This is a genomic window from Leucobacter chinensis (assembly GCF_019049105.1).
In the GTDB taxonomy this organism is placed as follows: domain Bacteria; phylum Actinomycetota; class Actinomycetes; order Actinomycetales; family Microbacteriaceae; genus Leucobacter_A; species Leucobacter_A chinensis.
Window position 1 is genome coordinate 142,127 of the sequence record NZ_JAHQZR010000006.1, and the last position, 18,744, is coordinate 160,870.

At 61.1% G+C, this 18,744-nt stretch carries 17 protein-coding genes and 1 tRNA gene; 15 read left to right on the forward strand and 3 right to left on the reverse strand.

The window, feature by feature from the left end; translation table 11 throughout:
- The 3 genes from KTJ78_RS07850 (at nucleotide 1) to KTJ78_RS07860 (ending at nucleotide 2,580) form a co-directional block, all read left to right on the forward strand.
- Complete coding sequence (locus KTJ78_RS07850) at nucleotides 1–486, forward strand: FtsB family cell division protein (protein WP_217134302.1); 486 nt, start codon at nucleotides 1–3, stop codon at nucleotides 484–486.
- A 24-nt stretch (nucleotides 487–510) separates the two neighbouring features.
- Complete coding sequence (locus KTJ78_RS07855; protein WP_369808034.1) at nucleotides 511–984, forward strand: DUF501 domain-containing protein; 474 nt, start codon at nucleotides 511–513, stop codon at nucleotides 982–984.
- Between the two features lie 261 nt (nucleotides 985–1,245).
- The gene (locus KTJ78_RS07860; RefSeq protein WP_217134304.1) at nucleotides 1,246–2,580 is read left to right on the forward strand and encodes an NAD(P)/FAD-dependent oxidoreductase; all 1,335 of its coding nucleotides are present in this window, start codon (nucleotides 1,246–1,248) and stop codon (nucleotides 2,578–2,580) included.
- Between the two features lie 342 nt (nucleotides 2,581–2,922).
- On the opposite strand, the gene KTJ78_RS07865 is transcribed toward KTJ78_RS07860, so the two are convergent.
- Nucleotides 2,923–4,395, reverse strand: coding sequence for a helix-turn-helix transcriptional regulator (locus tag KTJ78_RS07865; protein ID WP_217134307.1), 1,473 nt, complete (start codon nucleotides 4,393–4,395; stop codon nucleotides 2,923–2,925).
- Nucleotides 4,396–4,555: 160 nt separating this feature from the next.
- Between KTJ78_RS07865 and KTJ78_RS07870 the strand changes: the two genes are divergently transcribed.
- The 8 genes from KTJ78_RS07870 (at nucleotide 4,556) to KTJ78_RS07905 (ending at nucleotide 12,731) form a co-directional block, all read left to right on the forward strand.
- On the forward strand, nucleotides 4,556–6,373 hold the full coding sequence (locus tag KTJ78_RS07870) for a phosphoenolpyruvate carboxykinase (GTP) (RefSeq protein ID WP_217134309.1): 1,818 nt from the start codon (nucleotides 4,556–4,558) through the stop codon (nucleotides 6,371–6,373).
- 187 nt (nucleotides 6,374–6,560) lie between these two features.
- Nucleotides 6,561–6,634 (forward strand) — tRNA-Leu (locus tag KTJ78_RS07875).
- Between the two features lie 163 nt (nucleotides 6,635–6,797).
- Entirely contained in the window at nucleotides 6,798–7,037 is a 240-nt protein-coding gene (locus tag KTJ78_RS07880) for a hypothetical protein (protein WP_217134311.1), read from the forward strand.
- Between the two features lie 135 nt (nucleotides 7,038–7,172).
- The gene (locus KTJ78_RS07885) at nucleotides 7,173–8,426 is read left to right on the forward strand and encodes an alanine racemase (protein ID WP_217134319.1); all 1,254 of its coding nucleotides are present in this window, start codon (nucleotides 7,173–7,175) and stop codon (nucleotides 8,424–8,426) included.
- Nucleotides 8,423–9,724 (forward strand): D-arabinono-1,4-lactone oxidase, encoded by a 1,302-nt coding sequence (locus KTJ78_RS07890; RefSeq protein WP_217134321.1) that lies wholly within the window; start codon nucleotides 8,423–8,425, stop codon nucleotides 9,722–9,724. The genes KTJ78_RS07885 and KTJ78_RS07890 overlap by 4 nt, the downstream gene beginning before the upstream one ends.
- 51 nt (nucleotides 9,725–9,775) lie before the next feature.
- The gene (locus tag KTJ78_RS07895; RefSeq protein ID WP_217134323.1) at nucleotides 9,776–10,342 is read left to right on the forward strand and encodes a LemA family protein; all 567 of its coding nucleotides are present in this window, start codon (nucleotides 9,776–9,778) and stop codon (nucleotides 10,340–10,342) included.
- A 6-nt stretch (nucleotides 10,343–10,348) separates the two neighbouring features.
- Nucleotides 10,349–11,221 carry a M48 family metalloprotease gene (locus KTJ78_RS07900; protein ID WP_217134325.1) on the forward strand — a complete coding sequence of 291 codons (873 nt, stop codon included), beginning with the start codon at nucleotides 10,349–10,351 and terminating at the stop codon, nucleotides 11,219–11,221.
- A gap of 106 nt (nucleotides 11,222–11,327) precedes the next feature.
- A complete protein-coding gene (locus KTJ78_RS07905; RefSeq protein ID WP_217134847.1) occupies nucleotides 11,328–12,731 on the forward strand; it encodes an aspartate ammonia-lyase in 1,404 nt (467 codons plus the stop codon).
- A 433-nt stretch (nucleotides 12,732–13,164) separates the two neighbouring features.
- Here the strand turns inward: KTJ78_RS07905 and KTJ78_RS07910 are convergent, their stop codons facing one another.
- Nucleotides 13,165–14,028 (reverse strand): fumarylacetoacetate hydrolase family protein, encoded by an 864-nt coding sequence (locus KTJ78_RS07910; protein WP_217134326.1) that lies wholly within the window; start codon nucleotides 14,026–14,028, stop codon nucleotides 13,165–13,167.
- A gap of 120 nt (nucleotides 14,029–14,148) precedes the next feature.
- Here KTJ78_RS07910 and KTJ78_RS07915 point away from each other — a divergent pair, with 120 nt between their 5' ends.
- The gene (locus KTJ78_RS07915) at nucleotides 14,149–14,520 is read left to right on the forward strand and encodes an FKBP-type peptidyl-prolyl cis-trans isomerase (RefSeq protein ID WP_217134328.1); all 372 of its coding nucleotides are present in this window, start codon (nucleotides 14,149–14,151) and stop codon (nucleotides 14,518–14,520) included.
- 178 nt (nucleotides 14,521–14,698) lie between these two features.
- Nucleotides 14,699–16,150, forward strand: coding sequence for an NCS2 family permease (locus tag KTJ78_RS07920; protein ID WP_217134330.1), 1,452 nt, complete (start codon nucleotides 14,699–14,701; stop codon nucleotides 16,148–16,150).
- A 125-nt stretch (nucleotides 16,151–16,275) separates the two neighbouring features.
- On the opposite strand, the gene KTJ78_RS07925 is transcribed toward KTJ78_RS07920, so the two are convergent.
- Complete coding sequence (locus tag KTJ78_RS07925) at nucleotides 16,276–17,115, reverse strand: inositol monophosphatase family protein (protein WP_217134332.1); 840 nt, start codon at nucleotides 17,113–17,115, stop codon at nucleotides 16,276–16,278.
- A 150-nt stretch (nucleotides 17,116–17,265) separates the two neighbouring features.
- Here KTJ78_RS07925 and rpsO point away from each other — a divergent pair, with 150 nt between their 5' ends.
- Nucleotides 17,266–17,535: a 30S ribosomal protein S15 gene (rpsO, locus tag KTJ78_RS07930; protein ID WP_217134334.1), complete on the forward strand. Its 270-nt coding sequence runs from the start codon at nucleotides 17,266–17,268 to the stop codon at nucleotides 17,533–17,535.
- 206 nt (nucleotides 17,536–17,741) lie between these two features.
- On the forward strand, nucleotides 17,742–18,701 hold the full coding sequence (locus KTJ78_RS07935; protein WP_217134336.1) for a MurR/RpiR family transcriptional regulator: 960 nt from the start codon (nucleotides 17,742–17,744) through the stop codon (nucleotides 18,699–18,701).
- Nucleotides 18,702–18,744: the final 43 nt, after the last annotated feature.

The following is an 18,744-nucleotide window of genomic DNA, read 5'->3' on the forward strand; positions in this document are numbered from 1 at the left end:
GTGAAGCGTCGGCGCGAGGAGCGTGTCGCCCGTGAGCCTCGTTCACGCGGCGACATGCGCCTGTGGTTTCAGAGCCTCAAGATGAGTGGCCTCACCGCCACCATCTTGAGCCTCGTGCTGATCGCTGCGGTGGTACTCGCGCCCAGCTTTTCGACCTACCTGCAGCAGCAGCGTGAAATCGCTCAATTGCAAGAGAGTGTCGAGCAGCGCCGCGCATCGCTCGATGAGATCGAGCAAGAACAACACAAATGGCAAGATCCCGTGTACATTCGGGCACAGGCCAGGGAACGCCTTTTCTACGTGATGCCCGGAGAAGTGCAACTCACCGTGATCGAAGACGGTGTGATCATTCCCGAAGACGAAAAACTCTCGGTGAGTACGGAGCTCACCCCGACCGAGCGCCGCTGGACCGCGGAGTTCGCAGCCTCGGTTCTCGGCGCTGGAACAACGACCGCTGAGCCCGAAGAGCTCCTTACCACCCGCTAACGCCACCGCGCGAAAGGAACGATCGTGCAGCTTGACGATGCAACGCAGGTAGACATTGATACCGTGAGCGAACAGCTCGGCCGCCAGGCCAGGGGAGTGGTCGGCATTGCCGCGCGTGACTCAGCTGGCATTCCCGCGGTCGTCGCGACCGCTCCGAGGCTCGAAGACGGTACCCCGTTTCCGACGTTCTATTACCTCACCCACCCCGAGGCCGTGAAAGCGGCCTCACGGCTTGAAGCCGAGGGCAAAATGGTTGAGTACAACGAACTGCTCGCGAGCGATGAGTCGGTCGCCGAGGCCTACCGTGCTGCGCACGCGTCGTACGTCGCCGATCGCGACCAGGTCGCCGAGGTTCCTGAAGTGCAGGGCGTGAGCGCTGGCGGCATGCCGACGCGCGTTAAGTGCCTGCACGCACTCATCGGCCACGCCCTCGCTGCCGGCCCCGGAGTGAACCCAATTGGCGATCTCGCCATTCGTGATTCTGGCCTTGTGCTCTAACCAACTTTGCGCAGTCGGTCATACCGATACGCGGTGATTCCTGCGAGTTTCGTCACAACGTTCCTGTGGCGAAGACAACGGGCGCCTGTGATCTGGGCGTAACCAGCTCATGATCCGCCGCTGTTTCGTTCTCAGGAAATCGTGATCTGAGCTCGGTATGCCTTAGGATAGTGGGGTTAGGCGTATACCAAACGTCTGCAGCGCTCAACGAATGTTTCGAAGGGCGCCCCTCTGAATATCACACGCAAGGAGAATAGCCTCGTGGCTAAAAAGATTCTGATCGTCGGTGGTGGTTACGCAGGTTTCTACACTGCGTGGAAGCTCGAGAAGTGGCTCCGATCGGGCGAAGCTGAGGTCACGATTGTTGACCCGCTGCCGTACATGGCCTACCTTCCCTTCCTTCCCGAGGTTGCAGCAGGCTCGATTGAGCCCCGTCACGCCGTCGTAGCCCGTCGTCGTCACCTCAAGCACACCGCAAACATTGCAGGCAAGGTCACCGGCATCTCGCACGCGACCAAGACCGCGACGATCACCCCGAACGTTGGCGAGCCCTACGAGTTCGAGTATGACCAGATCGTCATCTCGACCGGTTCGGTTTCGCGCACCTTCCCGATTCCCGGTATTGCCGACAACGCAATCGGTATGAAGACGATCGAAGAGGCCATCGCCATTCGCGATCGCATGGTTGGCAACTTTGAGCGCGCCGCACTGCTGCCGAAGGGCTCGCCAGAGCGCGCACGCCTACTCACCGTGACGGTCGTTGGCGGCGGTTTCGCCGGCATCGAGTCTGTTGCCGAACTGCGCTCGTTCGCCACGAACCTCCTGCGACGTTACCCCGAGATCACCTTCGACGAGACGGCGTTCCACCTCGTTGAGGCTATGGGCCGCATCATGCCCGAGGTCTCGCAGAAGACCGCCGACTGGGTTGTGAAAGACCAGACCCGTCGTGGCGTGACCATTCACCTCGACACTCAGCTCTCGTCGGCAGTCGACGGCAACATCGAGCTCTCGACGGGCGAGAAGTACGAGTCAGACCTCATCGTCTGGACCGCTGGCGTTATGCCTCGCCCCTTCCTGCGCGGCACCGACCTTCCCATCGGCCCTCGCGGGCACGTCGTCGGCAGCCCCACGCTGCAGATCACGACCGAAGACGGCAAGGTGCTTGAGGGCGCTTGGACCGCTGGCGACACTTCGCAGACCCCCGACATCTCGTCGACCCCTGGCCCCGGCGGCTTCTGCGTGCCGAACGCTCAGCACGCTGTGCGCCAGGGCAAGTTGCTCGCGAAGAACATCGTCGCCGTGCTGCGCGGCGAGGCTCCCGCAGAGTACAACCACAAGAACCAGGGCGCCGTCGCAGGCCTCGGCATGAACACCGGCGTGTTCCAGTCGGGCAAGATCGCGCTTCGCGGCTACATCGCCTGGCTCGCACACCGCTTCTACCACGGCCTTGCCATTCCCGCGTGGGAGCGCAAGTGGCGTGTGTTTGGTGGCTGGGTTGGCCACTTCTTCCTGGGCCGCGACATCGTGAATATCGAGGCGTCGCTTGAGCCGCGCGCGATCTTCGAAGAGTTCGCGTCACGCCCCAAGGCTGACTAGCGCCTCGAAAGCTTAACGAACGCCCCTCGAGCTTTGGCTCCGGGGGCGTTCGTGCGTTTGCGCGGTCTTCTTTTGCGCGGCCTTGCGTGGCCTCCCGCGACTTTTCGCGGTCTTGCGGGCTTTGCGCGGCCTTTCGCGGTCTACTTGACGAAAAGTAGGGTGTTTTGGCGATTACACCCTGCTTTTCGTCAAGTAAACGAAATTTTCGGCGGATCAGGCCGGCACCCGAGGCTGGCCAGCCCGGAACCCGAGGCCGGAACTCAAGCTCAGTACCAGAAACGGCCAGGCCAGCACCCGAGACCGGCCAGCCCGCACTAACCTAACGTCGCGGCGGTGGCCCCGCTACAGTTCAGGCGCGTGCGCCGAGAGGAACTCGTACATTTCGGTGTCGTCAACGCCCGGAAACGAGCCGGTGGGCAGCGGCGAGAGAATGTGTGCGTGCATGCGCGCGCTCGGCCAAGCCGACCCCTCCCAGCGTTCGGCAAGGGCGTCGCTCGGTTTGCGGCAGCAGTTCTCGTCGGGGCAGGTCGAGGCAGTGCGAACGTGAGTGTCGCGCCCACGGAACCACTTTGCGTCGTCAAACTTCACGCCACAGGTGATCGAGAAAGCGCCCGAGTTGCCGAGGTCGCCAATCTGGCTCGTCTCCCAGTAGGTGCCCTCGGGGGTGTCGGTGTACTGGTAGAACTCGCTCGTGCGGTTGCGGCGCTTGAAGCCCGTTCGCCCGGCCCAGTAGCGGCACACGACTTGACCTTCGAGCGATCCGCTTGCGTCGACGGGGTAGGGAAGATCGTTGTTTTCGTAGCCGCGCAGCAGCGCCCCGTGCGCGTCGGCGCGGTAAAAGTGCACTTGCAGGTCGAGGTGCTTCGTGGCGAGGTTCGTGAAGCGGTGTGCCGCGGCCTCGTGCGTGACTCCGAAAGCGTCACGCAGGTCTTCGATCGCGAGGTTGCGCTCGGCCTTCGCGTTTTGCAAAAATGCTGCGGTCGCGGCCTCCGGCATGAGACAGGCTGACGCGAAGTAGTTGATTTGCAGCCGTTGCTCGAGAAACTCGGCGTAGCTCGCGGGAGGGTTGTGCCCGAGCACGCGGTGCGCCATGGCCTGAAACGCGAGGGCACGCAGGCCGTGCCCTCCGGGAATCGAGGCCGGCGGAAGATAGATGCGCCCGTTTTCAAGATCGGTGATGCTGCGCGTGTTCGAGGGCAGATCATCGACGAAGATGAGCGTAAACCCGAGGGACTCGGCAAGCACGGCGACGGTGCGGTGAGTGACGGCACCGCTCACGTGACCGACCGAGGCCATAAGATCGGTCGCGAGTGTTTCGATCTCTGGCAAATAATTGTTTTTTTCACGCATGAAATGGCGGATCGAGGTGTTCGCTCGACGAGCTTCCTCTGGCGTTGCGCTGGCAGCCCGCGCGCGTCTGAGCAGTTCGCGATGCAACCCGACGAGTGATTCGAGGGTTTCGTCGGTGAGGCCACGCACGTTTCTGATCTCGGGGAGGCCAAGGGCGGTGTAGTGCACACCCTGCTGAGAACGTTCCAGCTCGATCTCGAAAGCACTGCGGCGATCTGGCGCTTCGTCGCTGAGCAAGACAGAGAGCGTGGTGTCGAGTTCGCGTGCGATGGCCTCGAGGAGTGAGAGTTTTGGCTCACGTCGGCCGTTTTCGATGAGCGAGAGTTGGCTGGGGCCGACACCCACTTTGGCGCCGAGCTGCTCGAGGGTGAGACCTGCTTGGGTGCGGTAAAAGCGAATGCGTTTTCCTCTGATGAGGTGGTTCGAGTCGCCAAAAGCGTCTTGGAGTGCGCTCGTAGGAGTCATATTTTTACTATAAAGCAATTTTTGCAAAAATTGACAACCGATTTTGCAGGGTTTGCCAGTATCGGTCTGAGAATATTGAAATGTTCACCCGGATTTCACATGACGTTTGATCCGGAACTAATCACGAATACAGTTCATGGGCAGAGGAACCAGTATCTATATGAGCATTGCTGAGCTTGTTGCAGAGCACGCGACCACGACCAATCCTGAAATTCTCAAGTGGGTGACTGAGGTCGCTGAGCAGACTGAGCCCGCTCGCATCGAATGGTGCGACGGTTCGCAGGCAGAGTGGGATCGCATCGCGCAAGAGATGGTCGATGCGGGAACGCTGATTCCCCTTAACAAAGACCTGCGCCCGGGGAGCTTCCTCGCGCGTTCACATCCGGCAGACGTGGCGCGTGTTGAAGACCGCACCTTCATCTGCTCAGAGAACGAGGCCGATGCAGGTCCCACGAACAACTGGCGCGCTCCCGCTGAGATGAAGGCAGAGCTGAAGCCTTTCTTTGATGGTTCAATGCGCGGCCGCACGATGTACGTCGTGCCCTTCTCAATGGGCCCCATTGGCGGCGCGATCTCACAGCTTGGTATTCAGCTCACCGACTCGCCATACGCTGTGCTGAACATGCGCATCATGACCCGCATGGGTCAGGACGCTCTCGACGGCATCACCCAGGGTAGCGAGTGGGTGCGCACCGTGCACTCGGTCGGCGCACCCCTTGAAGAGGGTGAAGAAGACGTCATGTGGCCGTGCAATGACACGAAGTACATTACGCACTTCCCAGAAACGCTTGAGGTTTGGTCATACGGTTCGGGCTACGGCGGCAACGCGCTGCTTTCGAAGAAGTGCTTCGCGCTTCGCATCGCGAGCGTCATGGGTCGCAGCGAGGGTTGGATGGCAGAGCACATGCTGCTGCTGAAGCTCACGAACGAGGCTTCGGGTAAGGCCTACCACCTCACCGCTGCGTTCCCCTCGGCCTGCGGCAAGACGAACCTTGCGATGCTCCAGCCCACGATTCCCGGCTGGAAGGTTGAGACGATCGGCGACGATATCTCGTGGCTTCGCCCCGGTAAAGACGGTCGCCTCTACGCGATTAACCCAGAGGCGGGCTTCTTTGGTGTTGCTCCTGGCACCGGTGAGTCGACGAACCCCGTGGCAATGGAAACCCTCTGGGGTCACACGATCTTCACGAACGTCGCACTGACTGATGAGGGTGACGTGTGGTGGGAAGGTAAGACCGACGAGGTTCCCGATCACCTCATCGACTGGCTCGGCAACGACTGGACCCCAGACTCAGAGAGCCCCGCGGCTCACCCGAACTCGCGCTTCACGGTGCCGATTCAGCAGACCCCGACCCTCGCAGATGACTGGTTCGAACAGGATGGCGTTCCCATCGACGCGATCCTCTTCGGTGGTCGTCGCGCAACCAACGTGCCGCTCGTCGCTCAGTCGCTCTCGTGGGAACACGGTGTTTTTATGGGCGCGACCATCTCTTCAGAGAAGACTGCCGCTCAGGAAGGCAACGTGGGCGAGCTTCGCCGCGATCCCTTCGCGATGCTGCCCTTCTGCGGCTACAACATGGCCGATTACTGGGGCCACTGGCTCGAGATGGGCGAGAAGCTTGGAGACAAGGCGCCCAAGATTTTCCAGGTCAACTGGTTCCGTCGTGACGAAGACGGCAGCTTCCTGTGGCCAGGCTTCGGCGACAACTCGCGTGTGCTCGACTGGGCTATGCGTCGCGTCGAGGGCGAGGTCGAAGGCCGCGAGGTCGCAATCGGCCGCGTTCCAGCCGACGGTGAACTGAAGCTTGAGGGCACTGACGTGACCGGCGAGCAGCTGGAGAAGCTCTTTGCCGTTGACCCCGCCTCGTGGCTCGAAGAGTGCGGCCTCACCGACGAGTACTTTGCTCAGTTCGGTGATCGCCTGCCAGCCGCGCTGCAGGGCCAGCTCGACTCACTGCGCGACCGCCTCTCGGCGTAACCGCCTGACGCTCACGAGAACCTCAGCAAGCTTGGTGGGGTAGGCGAGAGCGCCGCCAGCAACTTCCGACACACTCGTCGGAGCGTAAGGCCCCGGGTACTGCCCTACCCGGGGCCTTTGCTGTACCCATCGGCACGCCGTTCAGCAGCATGGGCCGGGAACACTCTAGAATTGAGTGAGCGCATGCGCCCCCATAGCCCAATTGGCAGAGGCGGAAGACTTAAAATCTTTTCAGTGTCGGTTCGAGTCCGACTGGGGGTACCGAAAACAGTACGAAAGAAGTGGCGATATCGTGACCACTCTCGCCGCATCATAACCGACCCTTGTCGGTGTCGCAGGTCGTCGCTACACTCAAACGTGAGGGCAAGACGTGCGAATATTCACCAGATGGTGAAGACGGCTTGCTTTAAAAGTGAGGAAGCTGATGCAAGAAACACAGCAGATCAAGCCGAGAGCGTTGGTCGTGGCGGTCGCCGTGGCAGCGGTTACTTTTGTTGCGGGCTGGGCATTTGGAACGTCATCGGTATTCAACGCTGCCGAGCCCGAGCCGACCACACCGAAGACGGTATGGCTCGAAGGGGCGTTGTCTGAGCCGGGAACGGTCGTACACGTGACGGTCGATGATCAGACGGGCGATGTCGTCTCTCTACGACTCGATCAGTAAACGTGTATTCGGCGGCGTTTGAGTCGTTGTGAGCCGAAGGGCTCTTCAACCACTTCTTGCTGCCGGTTTTCGTGAGAAACGCCAAAAGGGGTGCGCTTTGTGCTCGCATGGGAGGTTGTCGCCTAGAATCAGGCCATGGTCTTCTCTCTCGACGACGCGAAGCTGCGTGACCGGGCGTACGCAGAGCCCTGGCGGCTGAACCCTGACGGTTACTGGGGCGGCATGAATGATGCCACGCAGGAGTTCTCGGCCCCGCTCGTCGCGATTCAGCTCGACGCGCTCACACACAATGCGCATGACCTCTTGCGGCGGGCCGGTGGGTTGCCGATTCGGGTGGCATCGAAGTCGATCCGCGTTCGCGAGGTGCTTGAGACCGTCCTGCGGCTGCCCGGCTACCGCGGAGTGCTCGCGTACTCGCTCGCAGAGGCGGTGTGGCTCTCAGCGACCATCGACGACGTGCTCGTGGCCTATCCGACGGCCGATCGCGCGGCAATCGCGGCGCTCGCTGCCGACGAACAAGCGGCAAGTCGAGTCACGGTCATGATTGACTCGGTCGAGCAGCTCGACCTCATCGACTCGGTCGTGCCGCCAGCGGGGCGTCAAACGATTGGCGTCTGCCTCGACTTCGACTCGTCATGGCGGCACCCGCTGCTCGGCAACGTCGGGGTCTTTCGCTCGCCGGTACACGAGCCCGAAGAGCTACGCTCGCTCGCCGAGACCGTGATCGCGAGGCCGGGCTTCACGCTTGTCGCCGTCATGTCATACGAGGCGCAGATCGCCGGCGTGCAGAACGCGCCAAAGGGTAATCCCATCATGGGAACCGCGATGCGCGTGATTCAGGCCAAGAGCGCCGACGAGCTGCGCGAACGACGAGCGCGAGCGATCGGTCTCGTGCGAGAGGTCGCCGAGCTTGAGTTCGTGAACGGTGGCGGCACCGGGTCGGTTGAGAGCACCGTTTCTGAGCCCGCGATCACCGAGGTTGCCGCGGGAAGCGGGCTGTACGGGCCGCACATTTTTGACCACTATCAGCATTTCACCCCGGCGCCGGCCGTCGGCTACGCCCTCGACGTCGTGCGCAAGGCGACTCCAGAGACCGCGACGGTCTTTGCAGGCGGGTGGATCGCTTCGGGGGTCGCTGGCCCCGATAGGCTGCCGCAGCCGGTCTGGCCACGCGGGCTCAGTTTTGCGGGCCGCGAGGGCGCAGGCGAGGTGCAGACACCACTCCTGGGCGCCAACGCAGCGGCGCTCGGGGTCGGTGACCGCGTGTGGATGCGGCACGCGAAGTCTGGCGAGGTGATGGAGCATGTCGCTCAGGTCGCACTCGTTTCACAGGACGAGAAGGTTGGTGAGGTGCCAACCTATCGAGGCGAGGGAAAGGTCTTCTCATGAGCGCAACGTGGCGCAACTGGGCACGCACAGAGCGGTGCACGCCCGCACTCTCGATCGCACCGAACACGGTCGAACAGGTTCAGCTCGCTGTGCAGCGAGCCGCCGAGACGGGGCACGGGGTGAAGCCGATCGGCGCATCACACTCGTTCACGGCGATCGGTGCGACCGACGGGATTCGCATCGACATGAGCAACCTGCGCGGTCTCGTGAGCGCCGATGTCAAACGGGGCAGGGTAACCTTGTGGGCGGGTACGCACCTGTGGGAGCTGCCGGGCATCCTCGATCCTCTTGGCCTCGCGCTCGCGAACATGGGTGACATCGACCGGCAAACGATTAGTGGCGCCACGCAGACCGGAACCCACGGCACGGGCCTCGGTCTCGGGGGTCTCGCGACCGCGATCGTCGGGCTCACGCTGGTGACGGGGGAGGGCGAGGTGCTCGAGATTGACGAGAGTGACCGTGACCTGCTCGACGCAGCGGCGCTGAGCCTCGGCGCTCTCGGAGCGATCGTGACGATCACGCTGCAGTGCGTGCCGAGTTTTTTGCTTCGCGCGCAGGAGGGAACGGCCCAGCTGCGAGAAGTGCTCGACAACTACGACGAGCTTGCGCGCAGCACCGACCACTTCGAGTTCTTCTGGTTTCCGCACACCGACACGGTGCGCACGAAGTTCAACACTCGCTTGCCAGAGAGCGCGGGCATCAGTGCACCGAGCGCCTTTGCGCGTTGGCTCGATGAGGAATTCGTGAATAACACGTTGCTCGGGGCAGTGGTCAACGTCGAACGGGTTGTGCCAAGGTCGATTCCCACGATCAATAGGCTCATCAACGGCGTTTCGTCGGTGCGTGACTACACCGACCGCTCGTACCGGGTGTTCATTACGAACCGGCGGGTGCGCTTTCGCGAGTCGGAGTTCGCGGTTCCCCTCGAGGCCGTGCCGCACGCGGTGCGCGACATCGAGCACATGATTTCCCGCAAGCGGTTCAACATCTCGTTCCCGATTGAGGTGCGTAACGCTGCCTCCGACTCCCTGATGCTCTCGACCGCGAGCGGCCGCGAGAGCGGTTATATCGCCGTTCACCGTTTTTACAAAGAGGATCACCGCCTCTACTTCGCCGAGGTGCAGGCGATCATGCGTTCGTATGGAGGCAGGCCGCACTGGGGCAAGATGCACTCGCTTGACTCGGCTTACTTCGCTGATCAGTACCCAAGATTTGGTGAGTTTGCGGCCGTGCGTGACCGGCTTGATCCGCATCGAGTCTTTGCAAACCCCTATCTCGATCGGGTGCTTGGGGTCTAACTCACAGCGAGAACCAAATGAAAATGAGGCCCGAAGTCGTAGAATGGGCGCATGGACACCTCATTGGTATTGCTCATTGTTCTTGGGCTTGTCGTCGTGCTGGGGTTGTACGTTGCTGCAACCTACAACTCCCTCGTCAAGCTGCGCAACCGTGTCGAAGAAGCGTGGAGCGACATTACGGTGCAGCTGAAGCGCCGAGCCGACCTGATTCCTAGCCTCGTTGAGACGGTGAAGGGTTACGCCTCGCATGAGAAAGAGGTGTTTGACCAGGTCACGAGAGCCAGGGCAGAAACCGTCTCGGCTCAGGGGCCCGTAGAGGCCGCCACGGCCGAGAATCACATGCAGCAGGCGCTGAAGTCGATCTTTGCGGTTGCCGAGGCCTACCCGCAGCTGCAGGCGAGCCAGAACTTTCTTGAGCTGCAGAGTCAGCTCGTTGACACTGAAAACAAGATTCAGGCTGCGCGACGTTTCTACAACGGCGGTGTGCGCGAGCTGAACATCAAGATTCAGACCTTCCCGAACAACCTCTTCGCTCGCATGATGGGCTTCACCGAGCGCGAGTTCTTTGAAGTTGAGAACGTGGCGGCAATTTCGGAGCCACCGCGCATCGAATTCTAGGCGCTTATGTACTCGGCGATTCGTCGCAACAAGATCAACTCCTTTCTCATCATTCTGAGCTTTTTCGCGCTCGTGGGTGGGCTCGGGTGGCTTGCGGCAACGATTTACAACGACATGACCATCGTGGTGTTCACCATGGTGTTTGCGCTCGGTTACGCCCTCATCCAATACTTCACCGCTTCCAAGCAGGCCGTCTCGATGGCGGGGGCCGTGAAGATCGAAGAGGCCGATAACCCGAGGCTGTATCGCATCGTTGAAAACCTTTCGATCGCGACGGGCACCCCGATGCCCGAGGTGTACATCGTTCACGACCCCGCTCCCAACGCTTTCGCGACCGGGCGCGACCCCGAGCACGCGATCGTCGCGGCGACCACGGGATTGCTCGAGATGATGAACGACGCAGAGCTCGAGGGGGTCATGGCGCACGAACTCGGTCACGTGCGCAACTACGACATTCGTGTCTCGATGATCGTGTACGGGCTTGTTGTCGCGATTGGCATGCTCGCCGACGTGTTCATGCGCATGGCGTTCTTCTCACGCAATAACAACAACCAGAACCCCATCGTGTTCGTGTTTGGGCTCATCGCGATGCTCATCGCGCCCCTCATCGCGGGGCTCGTGCAGCTCGCCGTCTCGCGCCAGCGGGAGTACCTCGCTGATGCGACCGGCGCGCTCACGACGAGGCACCCAGAGGCACTCGCGAGTGCCCTTCACAAGCTCTCGACCTACGGGCAACCGTTGCAAAAACAGAGTTCGAGCATGGCACATTTGTGGATCGCAAACCCGCTCAAACAGAGTGCGATGCAATCGCTATTTCAGACACACCCACCCATCGAAAAGCGCATCATGAGGCTTCTCGACATGGGCGACAAAATGTAACGGATTTCTCACGTTCGGGGAGTATGGTTGATGTGTTCAGTGGCAGAGGTTGTCACAACACATCAAAGTAAATGGAGAGCTGTTAAAAGTGACCGAAAACGTTGCAATGCAAACGCGCACCGAGACCGACTCGCTCGGTAGCGTGGAAATTCCGGCAGACGCATATTGGGGCGTGCACACCGCTCGTGCGCACGAGAACTTCCCGATCACGCTTCGCCCGATTTCGGTGTACCCAGCCTTCATTCGCGCCTTTGCGTGCGTGAAGCAGGCAGCGGCTCGCGCCAACCTCGAGATCGGGGTGCTCGACGCGCACCGTTCGAACCTCATTGACCAGGCCTGCGAAGAGATCAAGAACGGTGCACTCATCGACGAGTTCGTCGTTGGCGTGATTCAGGGCGGCGCTGGCACCTCGTCAAACATGAACGTGAACGAGGTCGTCACGAACCGTGCGCTCGAGCTCGGCGGCTGGGCAAAGGGCGACTACTCGCAGATTCACCCGAATGACCACACGAACAAGGGCCAGTCGACCAACGACACGTACCCCACCGCAATTAAGATTGCCCTCGACTTCTCAATTCGTGCTTTGCTTGAAGAGATCTCACTGCTCTCAGAGTCGTTCGAAATGAAGTCGAAAGAGTTCGCTCACATCGTCAAGGTCGGCCGTACGCAGATGCAAGACGCGATTCCTATGACCCTTGGTCAGGAATTCAACGCCTTTGCCGTTACGCTACGTGAAGATATCGAGCGCATCAGCGAGGCTGTCCAGCTGCTCCACGAAGTGAACATCGGTGCAACCGCGATCGGTACGGGCCTGAACGCAGACCCCGGTTACCGCGACGCGGTGATCCGCCACCTTCGCGATATCACGGGTGTTGAGCTCACGAACGATGGCGACCTCATCGAGTCGACCTCTGACACAGGCGTCTTCATTACCTTCTCGGGCGCACTCAAGCGCACCGCGATGAAGCTCTCGAAGATTTCAAACGACCTGCGACTGCTCTCATCGGGCCCGCAGGCTGGCTTCGGCGAGATCAACCTTCCGGCACGTCAGGCGGGCTCATCGATCATGCCAGGCAAGGTGAACCCCGTCATTCCCGAGGCAGTGACGCAGGTCGCATACTCGGTTGCAGGCGCCGACGTCACCGTCACGATGGCGGTCGAAGCGGGGCAACTGCAGCTCAACGCTTTCGAGCCCGTCATTGCACACTCACTCTTCCAGTCGATCACCTGGCTTGAGCGTGCTTGCCGTACGTTCCGCGTGAACTGCGTCGATGGCATCACCGCGAACGAAGACCGTATCGACGACATGATGGCCCGCTCGGTCACCGTGATCACGGCTCTCGCTCCTGTGCTCGGCTACGCCGAGTCGGCGAAGCTCGCGAAAGAGGCTCTCGCAACGAACGGAAACATTCGTGACCTCGTGCTCGCGAAGGGTCTGCTCGACGAGGCACAGCTCGATCGCCTGCTTGAGCCTGGTCACCTGACCGGCGCTGCTGGCTTCGACAAGTAAGCTGCGCTCGCTCACGTCGCAATATGCTGGCCCTCGTGAGGGCTGAACTGCTCCCCGGCAGCTGGTGACTCCCACCGTCATGAGCTGCCGGGGAGTAGTTGTATGTGTACGCGGTTCAACCGAGGCGAGGCCGAAGCCCGCCCCAACAACTATTGCGTGATTTTGTGGCTTGAAAGCCCTGAAACCGGGTGAAAATGGTGAAATATCAGGCAAAGGTTCGCGCGCTCCTCGAGGCAAGCCTCCGGGGTAAGTCACGGGGCTAGCCAGGGGCAAATCACAGCGCGAGGCGGGGCGGAAGGTGGACCCGCAGCAATACGAAAGCCCCGCCCCTCAGGAGAGGGGACGGGGCTCGGGGCTGGAGGTTGTCGCGGGCAGGTACTGCCGCGATCCGCCTACCTCGCCCAGCGCGGCAAAGCCGGCAAAGCCAAGAGCTCTACTCGACGATGTGCGAGGTGAGCGCGCCGATCTTTTCGATCGTGACCGTGACATCCATGCCCGGCTTTAAATAGAGCGGTGGTTTGCGCGAACGGCCTGCGCCACCGGGCGAACCGGTCGAGATGAGGGTTCCGGGCATGAGCGTTGCGCCCTCAGAAATGGTTGAGATGAGCTGCGCGACGGTGCGAATCATGAACGCGGTGGTTGAGTCTTGAACCCGAAGGTCGTCGACGTCGCAGGTAATCGCGAGGGTTTGCGGGTCGGGAATCTCGTCGGTCGTGACGACGAACGGGCCGACGGGCGTAAAGCCGTCAAACGACTTACAGCGCGACCACTGAGGTTCGCGAAACTGGATATCGCGGGCCGTGATGTCGTTGATCGCGGTGTAGCCGAAGACGTAGTCGAGGGCCTCTTCGGGGCTCACGTCGCGGGCAGGCTTACCGATGATCACACCGAGTTCGGCCTCGTAGTCAATCTCGACGCTGATGTCGGGGTTAATGACCACATCGCCATCGTGTGCGGCGAGCGAGTTGGGGAAGAGCGTGAAGAGAACCGGGCCGGCATCGTTATCGAGGCTGAGCTCGCTCGCGTGCTCGTCGTAGTTAAGACCTACCGCAAGCGTGATGGGCGGGCGCATTACTGCGGGGGCAAGCTTGGCCTCGGCGACCTGCGACCAGGCCTCAGAGGCCAGTGCCGCTGCGGCACGCTCAACTTCAGCGCGCGCATCGGGGCCAGCCTCGATGAGTTGCTGCAGATTTTTGTAAGGCATATCCAACGCCGACATCGGGGCGAATCGTTCACCCACTACGACGGCAAGCTCGAAGAAATCGTCTGAACCAGTGTGAATATGTGCAAGTTTCATCGCCTCTAGGTTACCCGAAATGGCGAGCTCGTGGCTTGTGTGATTCCTTACAACGATTCAGGCTTTTCCTATCAGCGAACAGGGGTGGGCGAGTCTACCCAATCGGGTCACAATAGAGGTATGACAGAATCAGCACTCACCAAACCAGAGATCGAATTTCCTGAGGGCCCCGCTCCCACCGAAATCGTGATTGAAGATCTCGTTGTTGGCACGGGCGAAGAAGCCAAGGCCTCATCGAAGGTCAAGGTGCACTACCTCGGCGTTGAGTACGAATCGGGCGAAGAGTTCGACTCGTCGTGGAGCCGTGGCGAATCAATCGACTTTCCTCTGAGCGCCCTCATTCAGGGTTGGCAGGTTGGCATTCCCGGCATGAAGATCGGTGGCCGCCGCAAACTCGTGGTTCCCCCGGCGCAGGCCTACGGCGAACGCGGCATGCACCCGCTCGCTGGCAAAACGCTTATCTTCGTGATCGACCTGCTTGGCGTCTCGTAAACCAACCATCCGTTTCGGAGCAGCGCCCCACACCGAGGCCCGGTTCGCTTTGTAGCGCGACCGGGCCTCGTCGTTGAGCGGCTCTGTGTCTAGCATCTGGCCCGGTGAGTGCTATTCTCGTAACCTGTGATGTGGCGCAAAACCTTGCGCCCGGGCAGTATATGCGAGAGGGACGAGCGTGACGCAGCCAAACGTTGCAACACCAGACAGTAATACCCCTGGGGGGCTAAAGGGTCGAATCGACCGGTACTTTGAAATTTCTGCACGCGGATCAAGCTTCGGCTCTGAGGTTCGCGGCGGCCTTGTCACCTTCGTGACCATGGCCTACATCGTTGTCCTGAACCCGATTATTCTCTCGGGCAAGCCTGACGTGGCTGGTAACGAACTTGCCTTTGATCAGGTTGGCGCGGTCACCGCTCTGACCGCGGGTGTCATGACCATTCTCTTCGGCGTTGTGAGCCGCCTGCCCTTCGGTTTCGCCGCGGGCCTCGGCATCAACGCTTTCCTCGCGTTCTCGGTCGTGGGCCAGGTGACCTGGCCCGAGGCCATGGCCATCGTCATGATTAACGGTGCGCTTATTGTGTTGCTCGCCGTCACTGGCCTTCGTCGCATGATCTTCAACGCGGTGCCCGTCGAGCTGAAGCTTGCGATTACGGTCGGTATCGGCCTCTTTATCGCCTTCATCGGTTTCGTGAACTCGGGTTTCGTGACCTCAACGACCCAGAACTCGCCTCCCGTTGGTCTCGGCATTGGTGGCTCGGTCGCGACCATTCCGACACTGCTCTTCGTTATCACCCTGCTGATCACTGGCGTGCTCGTTGCACGTAAGGTCAAGGGTGGCCTGCTCATCGGCCTGCTCACCGGAACCGTGCTCGCTGTGATCGTCGAGGCCGTCTGGCACCTCGGCTCGGCACAGGAGAACCCTGGCGGCTGGGGGCTCACGATTCCGTCGCTCTCTGGCTCGCCGTTCAGTGTTCCTGACCTGAGTCTCATCGGCGCCGTCAGCTTCGACTTCGGCAAGGTCGGCGTGATTACGGTTATCATGCTTGTCTTTACCCTGCTTTTCACGAACTTCTTCGACGCGATGGGCACCTTCACTGGCCTCTCGCGCGAGGCAGGTCTCGCCGATGAAAAGGGCAACTTCCCGCGCCTCAAGTCGGCCCTCGTGGTCGAGGGCGTTGGCGCCGTCGCCGGTGGTTTCACCTCATCGTCGTCGAACACCGTGTTCGTTGAATCGGGCGCAGGCATCGGCGAAGGTGCGCGCACCGGCTTCGCGAACATCATCACGGGCCTCATGTTCATCGCTGCGATGTTCCTGACCCCGCTCACCGGCATCGTTCCCACCGAGGTCGCGGCCGCAGCGCTCGTGATCGTTGGTGCGCTCATGATGGCGCAGATCAAGCACATTGACTTCAGTGATTTTGCCGTGCTCCTGCCGGTCTTCCTCACGATTACCGTCATGCCGATGACCTACTCGATTGCCAACGGCATCGGTGCGGGCTTCGTCTCGTGGGTCTTCGTGCAGGTGCTCGCGGGCAAGGCCAAGAAGGTTCACTGGCTGCTGTGGATCGTCGCGCTCGGCTTCGTCGTTTTCTTTGCGCGCGGCCCAATCGAGTCGCTGCTCAGCTAACGAGAGCATAACGAGATACGGCGAGGGGCCGCGGTCGAAAGATCGCGGCCCCTCTGCTGTATTCGGCGGTACGGGTCTGGGGCCTGGCGCTCGTGAGCGGGGGGAGGGCTTGGCCCGATCCGCCGCTAGAGCTGGGTTGGCACGTGGCCCGCGAGCTTGCCCTGCAGGCGCTCGACGGTTTCGGGTGCGCCCGCGATGAAGAGCGTCGTGCCCGCTGGAGCTTCAGGGGTGATGCCGCGGGTGAGGGCGCCGGCCTCGGTTGCGACGAGGGCTGCCGCGGCCCAGTCCCACGGCTGAATACCGATCTCGTAGTAACCGTCGAGGCTGCCCTTTGCGACGAGGCACAGGTCGTAGGCGGCGCTGCCGATGCGGCGAATGTCGCGCACGTGGGCGATGAGGGCGCTGAGTGCCGCGGCCTGCATCGTGCGCCGCTCAGACGTGTAGCCAAAGCCGGTCGCGATGAGCGAGGCCGCGAGCGTCTCGGGCTTCGAAACGCCGATCGCTTGGCCGTTGAGCGTTGCCCCACCGCCCTCGCTCGCACGAAACATCTCGCCCGTTGTCGGGTTGAACACCACGGCAGCGACAGCCCGACGGCCGTCTTCGTAGGCGTGCTCGTCTGCAACCGTTGCCGCGATGCTCACGCAAAAAGCCCCGATCCCGTACAAATAATTGACCGTGCCGTCGATCGGGTCGATCACCCAGGTGATGCCGGTCGTCGACTCGTGCGCGTGCCCTTCTTCGGCAAACACCCCGTCGTTTGGCCGTTCGCGGCGGATCGCGTCGACGATCATCTGCTCGGCTCGACGATCGGCCTCGGTTACGATATCGACGCTAGAGCTCTTCGTATCGGCCACGCCCACCCCCTCGGCTTTAAGTCGCATGATCTCGGCGGCGGCTTCGCGGGCTGCGGCCTCGGCGATGTTGGTGAGGGAAGTGAGGAGGGCGGGTGAGAGATCAGGGGTCATGCCATTAAGCCTACGCCGCCAAGCAAGTTGGGCTTTTCGAATGCAGGTGTTAAGATAGCAAGGTTGTTTGCCGTATCAATCGGCCGCGGATCGAGAGAGCTCATGCCACCCTGGCATCGGCGCCGCGCAACGAGAGAAAGGATCACCCGCATGTCACTCGCACCTGACGTGAAGAAGGCCATCATCGAAGAGTACGCAACGAAGCCGGGTGATACCGGTTCGCCTGAGGTGCAGATTGCGATCATGTCGCAGCGCATCAAGGATCTCACCGAGCACCTCAAGACCCACAAGCACGATCACCACTCGCGCCGCGGTCTGCTGCTCATCGTTGGTCAGCGCCGCCGCATGCTCGCGTACCTGCACGATGTCGACATCGAGCGCTACCGTGCACTGATCGAGCGCCTCGGCCTGCGCCGCTAAGGCTTTCGCCTCACGTTTTTTAAACGCCCCTGCCGCTGATGCGGTGGGGGCGTTTACATTTCTGTTGGCCATTCCCGCCGAATAGCGTTTGTTCCCAAGCGAACATGATGAACGGTTGGTGGCGATCAGGCGAATGTTCGGTAAGCAGTGGCCAGGGCTCTGTTGATCACGGGTTGTGCGGTGTTGCGAGCCGTTAAGGTGACACCATGAACAGCGAACTATGCCCGCCTGACTCGCCCCCATCGACGACCGCTGACGAAGAAAGTCATCGGTCGAAGCCTGAAATATCAGGGGGGTTCGGCTCTGCCATCGCGTTGATTAGAGCCTATGCCGGAACGCTCGGCCCGCGTGAGGGCGCGGTTGCTGCAGTGATTTTGTCGCGGCCGCAAGAGATTACTCAGTGGTCAACCCAAGAACTCGCGCAGGCCGCGGGTACCTCGGCCGCGACCGTGGTAAGAGCTTGCAGGAGTCTAGGGTTTCGTGGGTTTCAGCACCTACGCCTTGAGCTTGCTCGAGAATCGGCTCCCGATGGTGCCTTGCCTGATGATCGCGTGAGTCTCGTGTTTGATAGTGCGCGTGAGTCACTCAGGGTTGGGGGCGATTCGGTAGATCGTGAGGCTGTTACAGAGGCGGCGGTTTTACTGAGCGGCGCTCGTCGGGTGCTGTTTGCTGCCAACGGCTTCTCGGCGCCGCCTCTGCAGGATGCAGCGCTCAGGTTTGCCACGCTCGGACGCCCCGTCGAAGCACCACTCGATATTTTGGCGCAACAGTTCACGGCACGCACACTCGGTCGAGGCGATGTAGTGCTTGCGCTTACCCACTCAGGAGCAAACACGCATACCCTTGCCTCCTGCCGAGCAGCAAAAGCTCACGGTGCCACGGTTATCGCCGTCTGTAGTTATACTCGGGCGCCAATTCCTGAACTTGCCGACATCGTTATTTCTACGGGAGCTGTGGGGGTTCGGCATGCGGTTGATCCGTTCTTTGTGCGCTTAAATCATTCTGTAGTGATGCACGCGTTACTCAGTGAAACTGAGTCGCTACTGACTGTGCCGCTGGGGGAGCAGCTCGACATGCGGGAAGTTGTGGCCGAGGCTCTCACCGATGCTCCAGATGTAGAGGGAGGCGAAAAAGCAACACCGGTCGTTGTTCCGAAAAATCTGTAGCTATTCAGCCATAAGGGTTTCATGGTCGGTTCAAGACGTGTTC

Excerpts from the sequence above, each read along its gene's own strand:
- KTJ78_RS07865 (WP_217134307.1), bottom strand. The coding sequence starts at position 4,395 with ATGACTCCTACGAGCGCACTCCAAGACGCTTTTGGCGACTCGAACCAC.
- KTJ78_RS07870 (WP_217134309.1), top strand. The coding sequence starts at position 4,556 with ATGAGCATTGCTGAGCTTGTTGCAGAGCACGCGACCACGACCAATCCT.
- KTJ78_RS07880 (WP_217134311.1), top strand. The coding sequence starts at position 6,798 with ATGCAAGAAACACAGCAGATCAAGCCGAGAGCGTTGGTCGTGGCGGTC.
- KTJ78_RS07885 (WP_217134319.1), top strand. The coding sequence starts at position 7,173 with ATGGTCTTCTCTCTCGACGACGCGAAGCTGCGTGACCGGGCGTACGCA.
- KTJ78_RS07890 (WP_217134321.1), top strand. The coding sequence starts at position 8,423 with ATGAGCGCAACGTGGCGCAACTGGGCACGCACAGAGCGGTGCACGCCC.
- KTJ78_RS07895 (WP_217134323.1), top strand. The coding sequence starts at position 9,776 with ATGGACACCTCATTGGTATTGCTCATTGTTCTTGGGCTTGTCGTCGTG.
- KTJ78_RS07900 (WP_217134325.1), top strand. The coding sequence starts at position 10,349 with ATGTACTCGGCGATTCGTCGCAACAAGATCAACTCCTTTCTCATCATT.
- KTJ78_RS07905 (WP_217134847.1), top strand. The coding sequence starts at position 11,328 with ATGCAAACGCGCACCGAGACCGACTCGCTCGGTAGCGTGGAAATTCCG.
- KTJ78_RS07910 (WP_217134326.1), bottom strand. The coding sequence starts at position 14,028 with ATGAAACTTGCACATATTCACACTGGTTCAGACGATTTCTTCGAGCTT.
- KTJ78_RS07915 (WP_217134328.1), top strand. The coding sequence starts at position 14,149 with ATGACAGAATCAGCACTCACCAAACCAGAGATCGAATTTCCTGAGGGC.
- KTJ78_RS07925 (WP_217134332.1), bottom strand. The coding sequence starts at position 17,115 with ATGACCCCTGATCTCTCACCCGCCCTCCTCACTTCCCTCACCAACATC.
- rpsO (WP_217134334.1), top strand. The coding sequence starts at position 17,266 with ATGTCACTCGCACCTGACGTGAAGAAGGCCATCATCGAAGAGTACGCA.
- KTJ78_RS07935 (WP_217134336.1), top strand. The coding sequence starts at position 17,742 with ATGAACAGCGAACTATGCCCGCCTGACTCGCCCCCATCGACGACCGCT.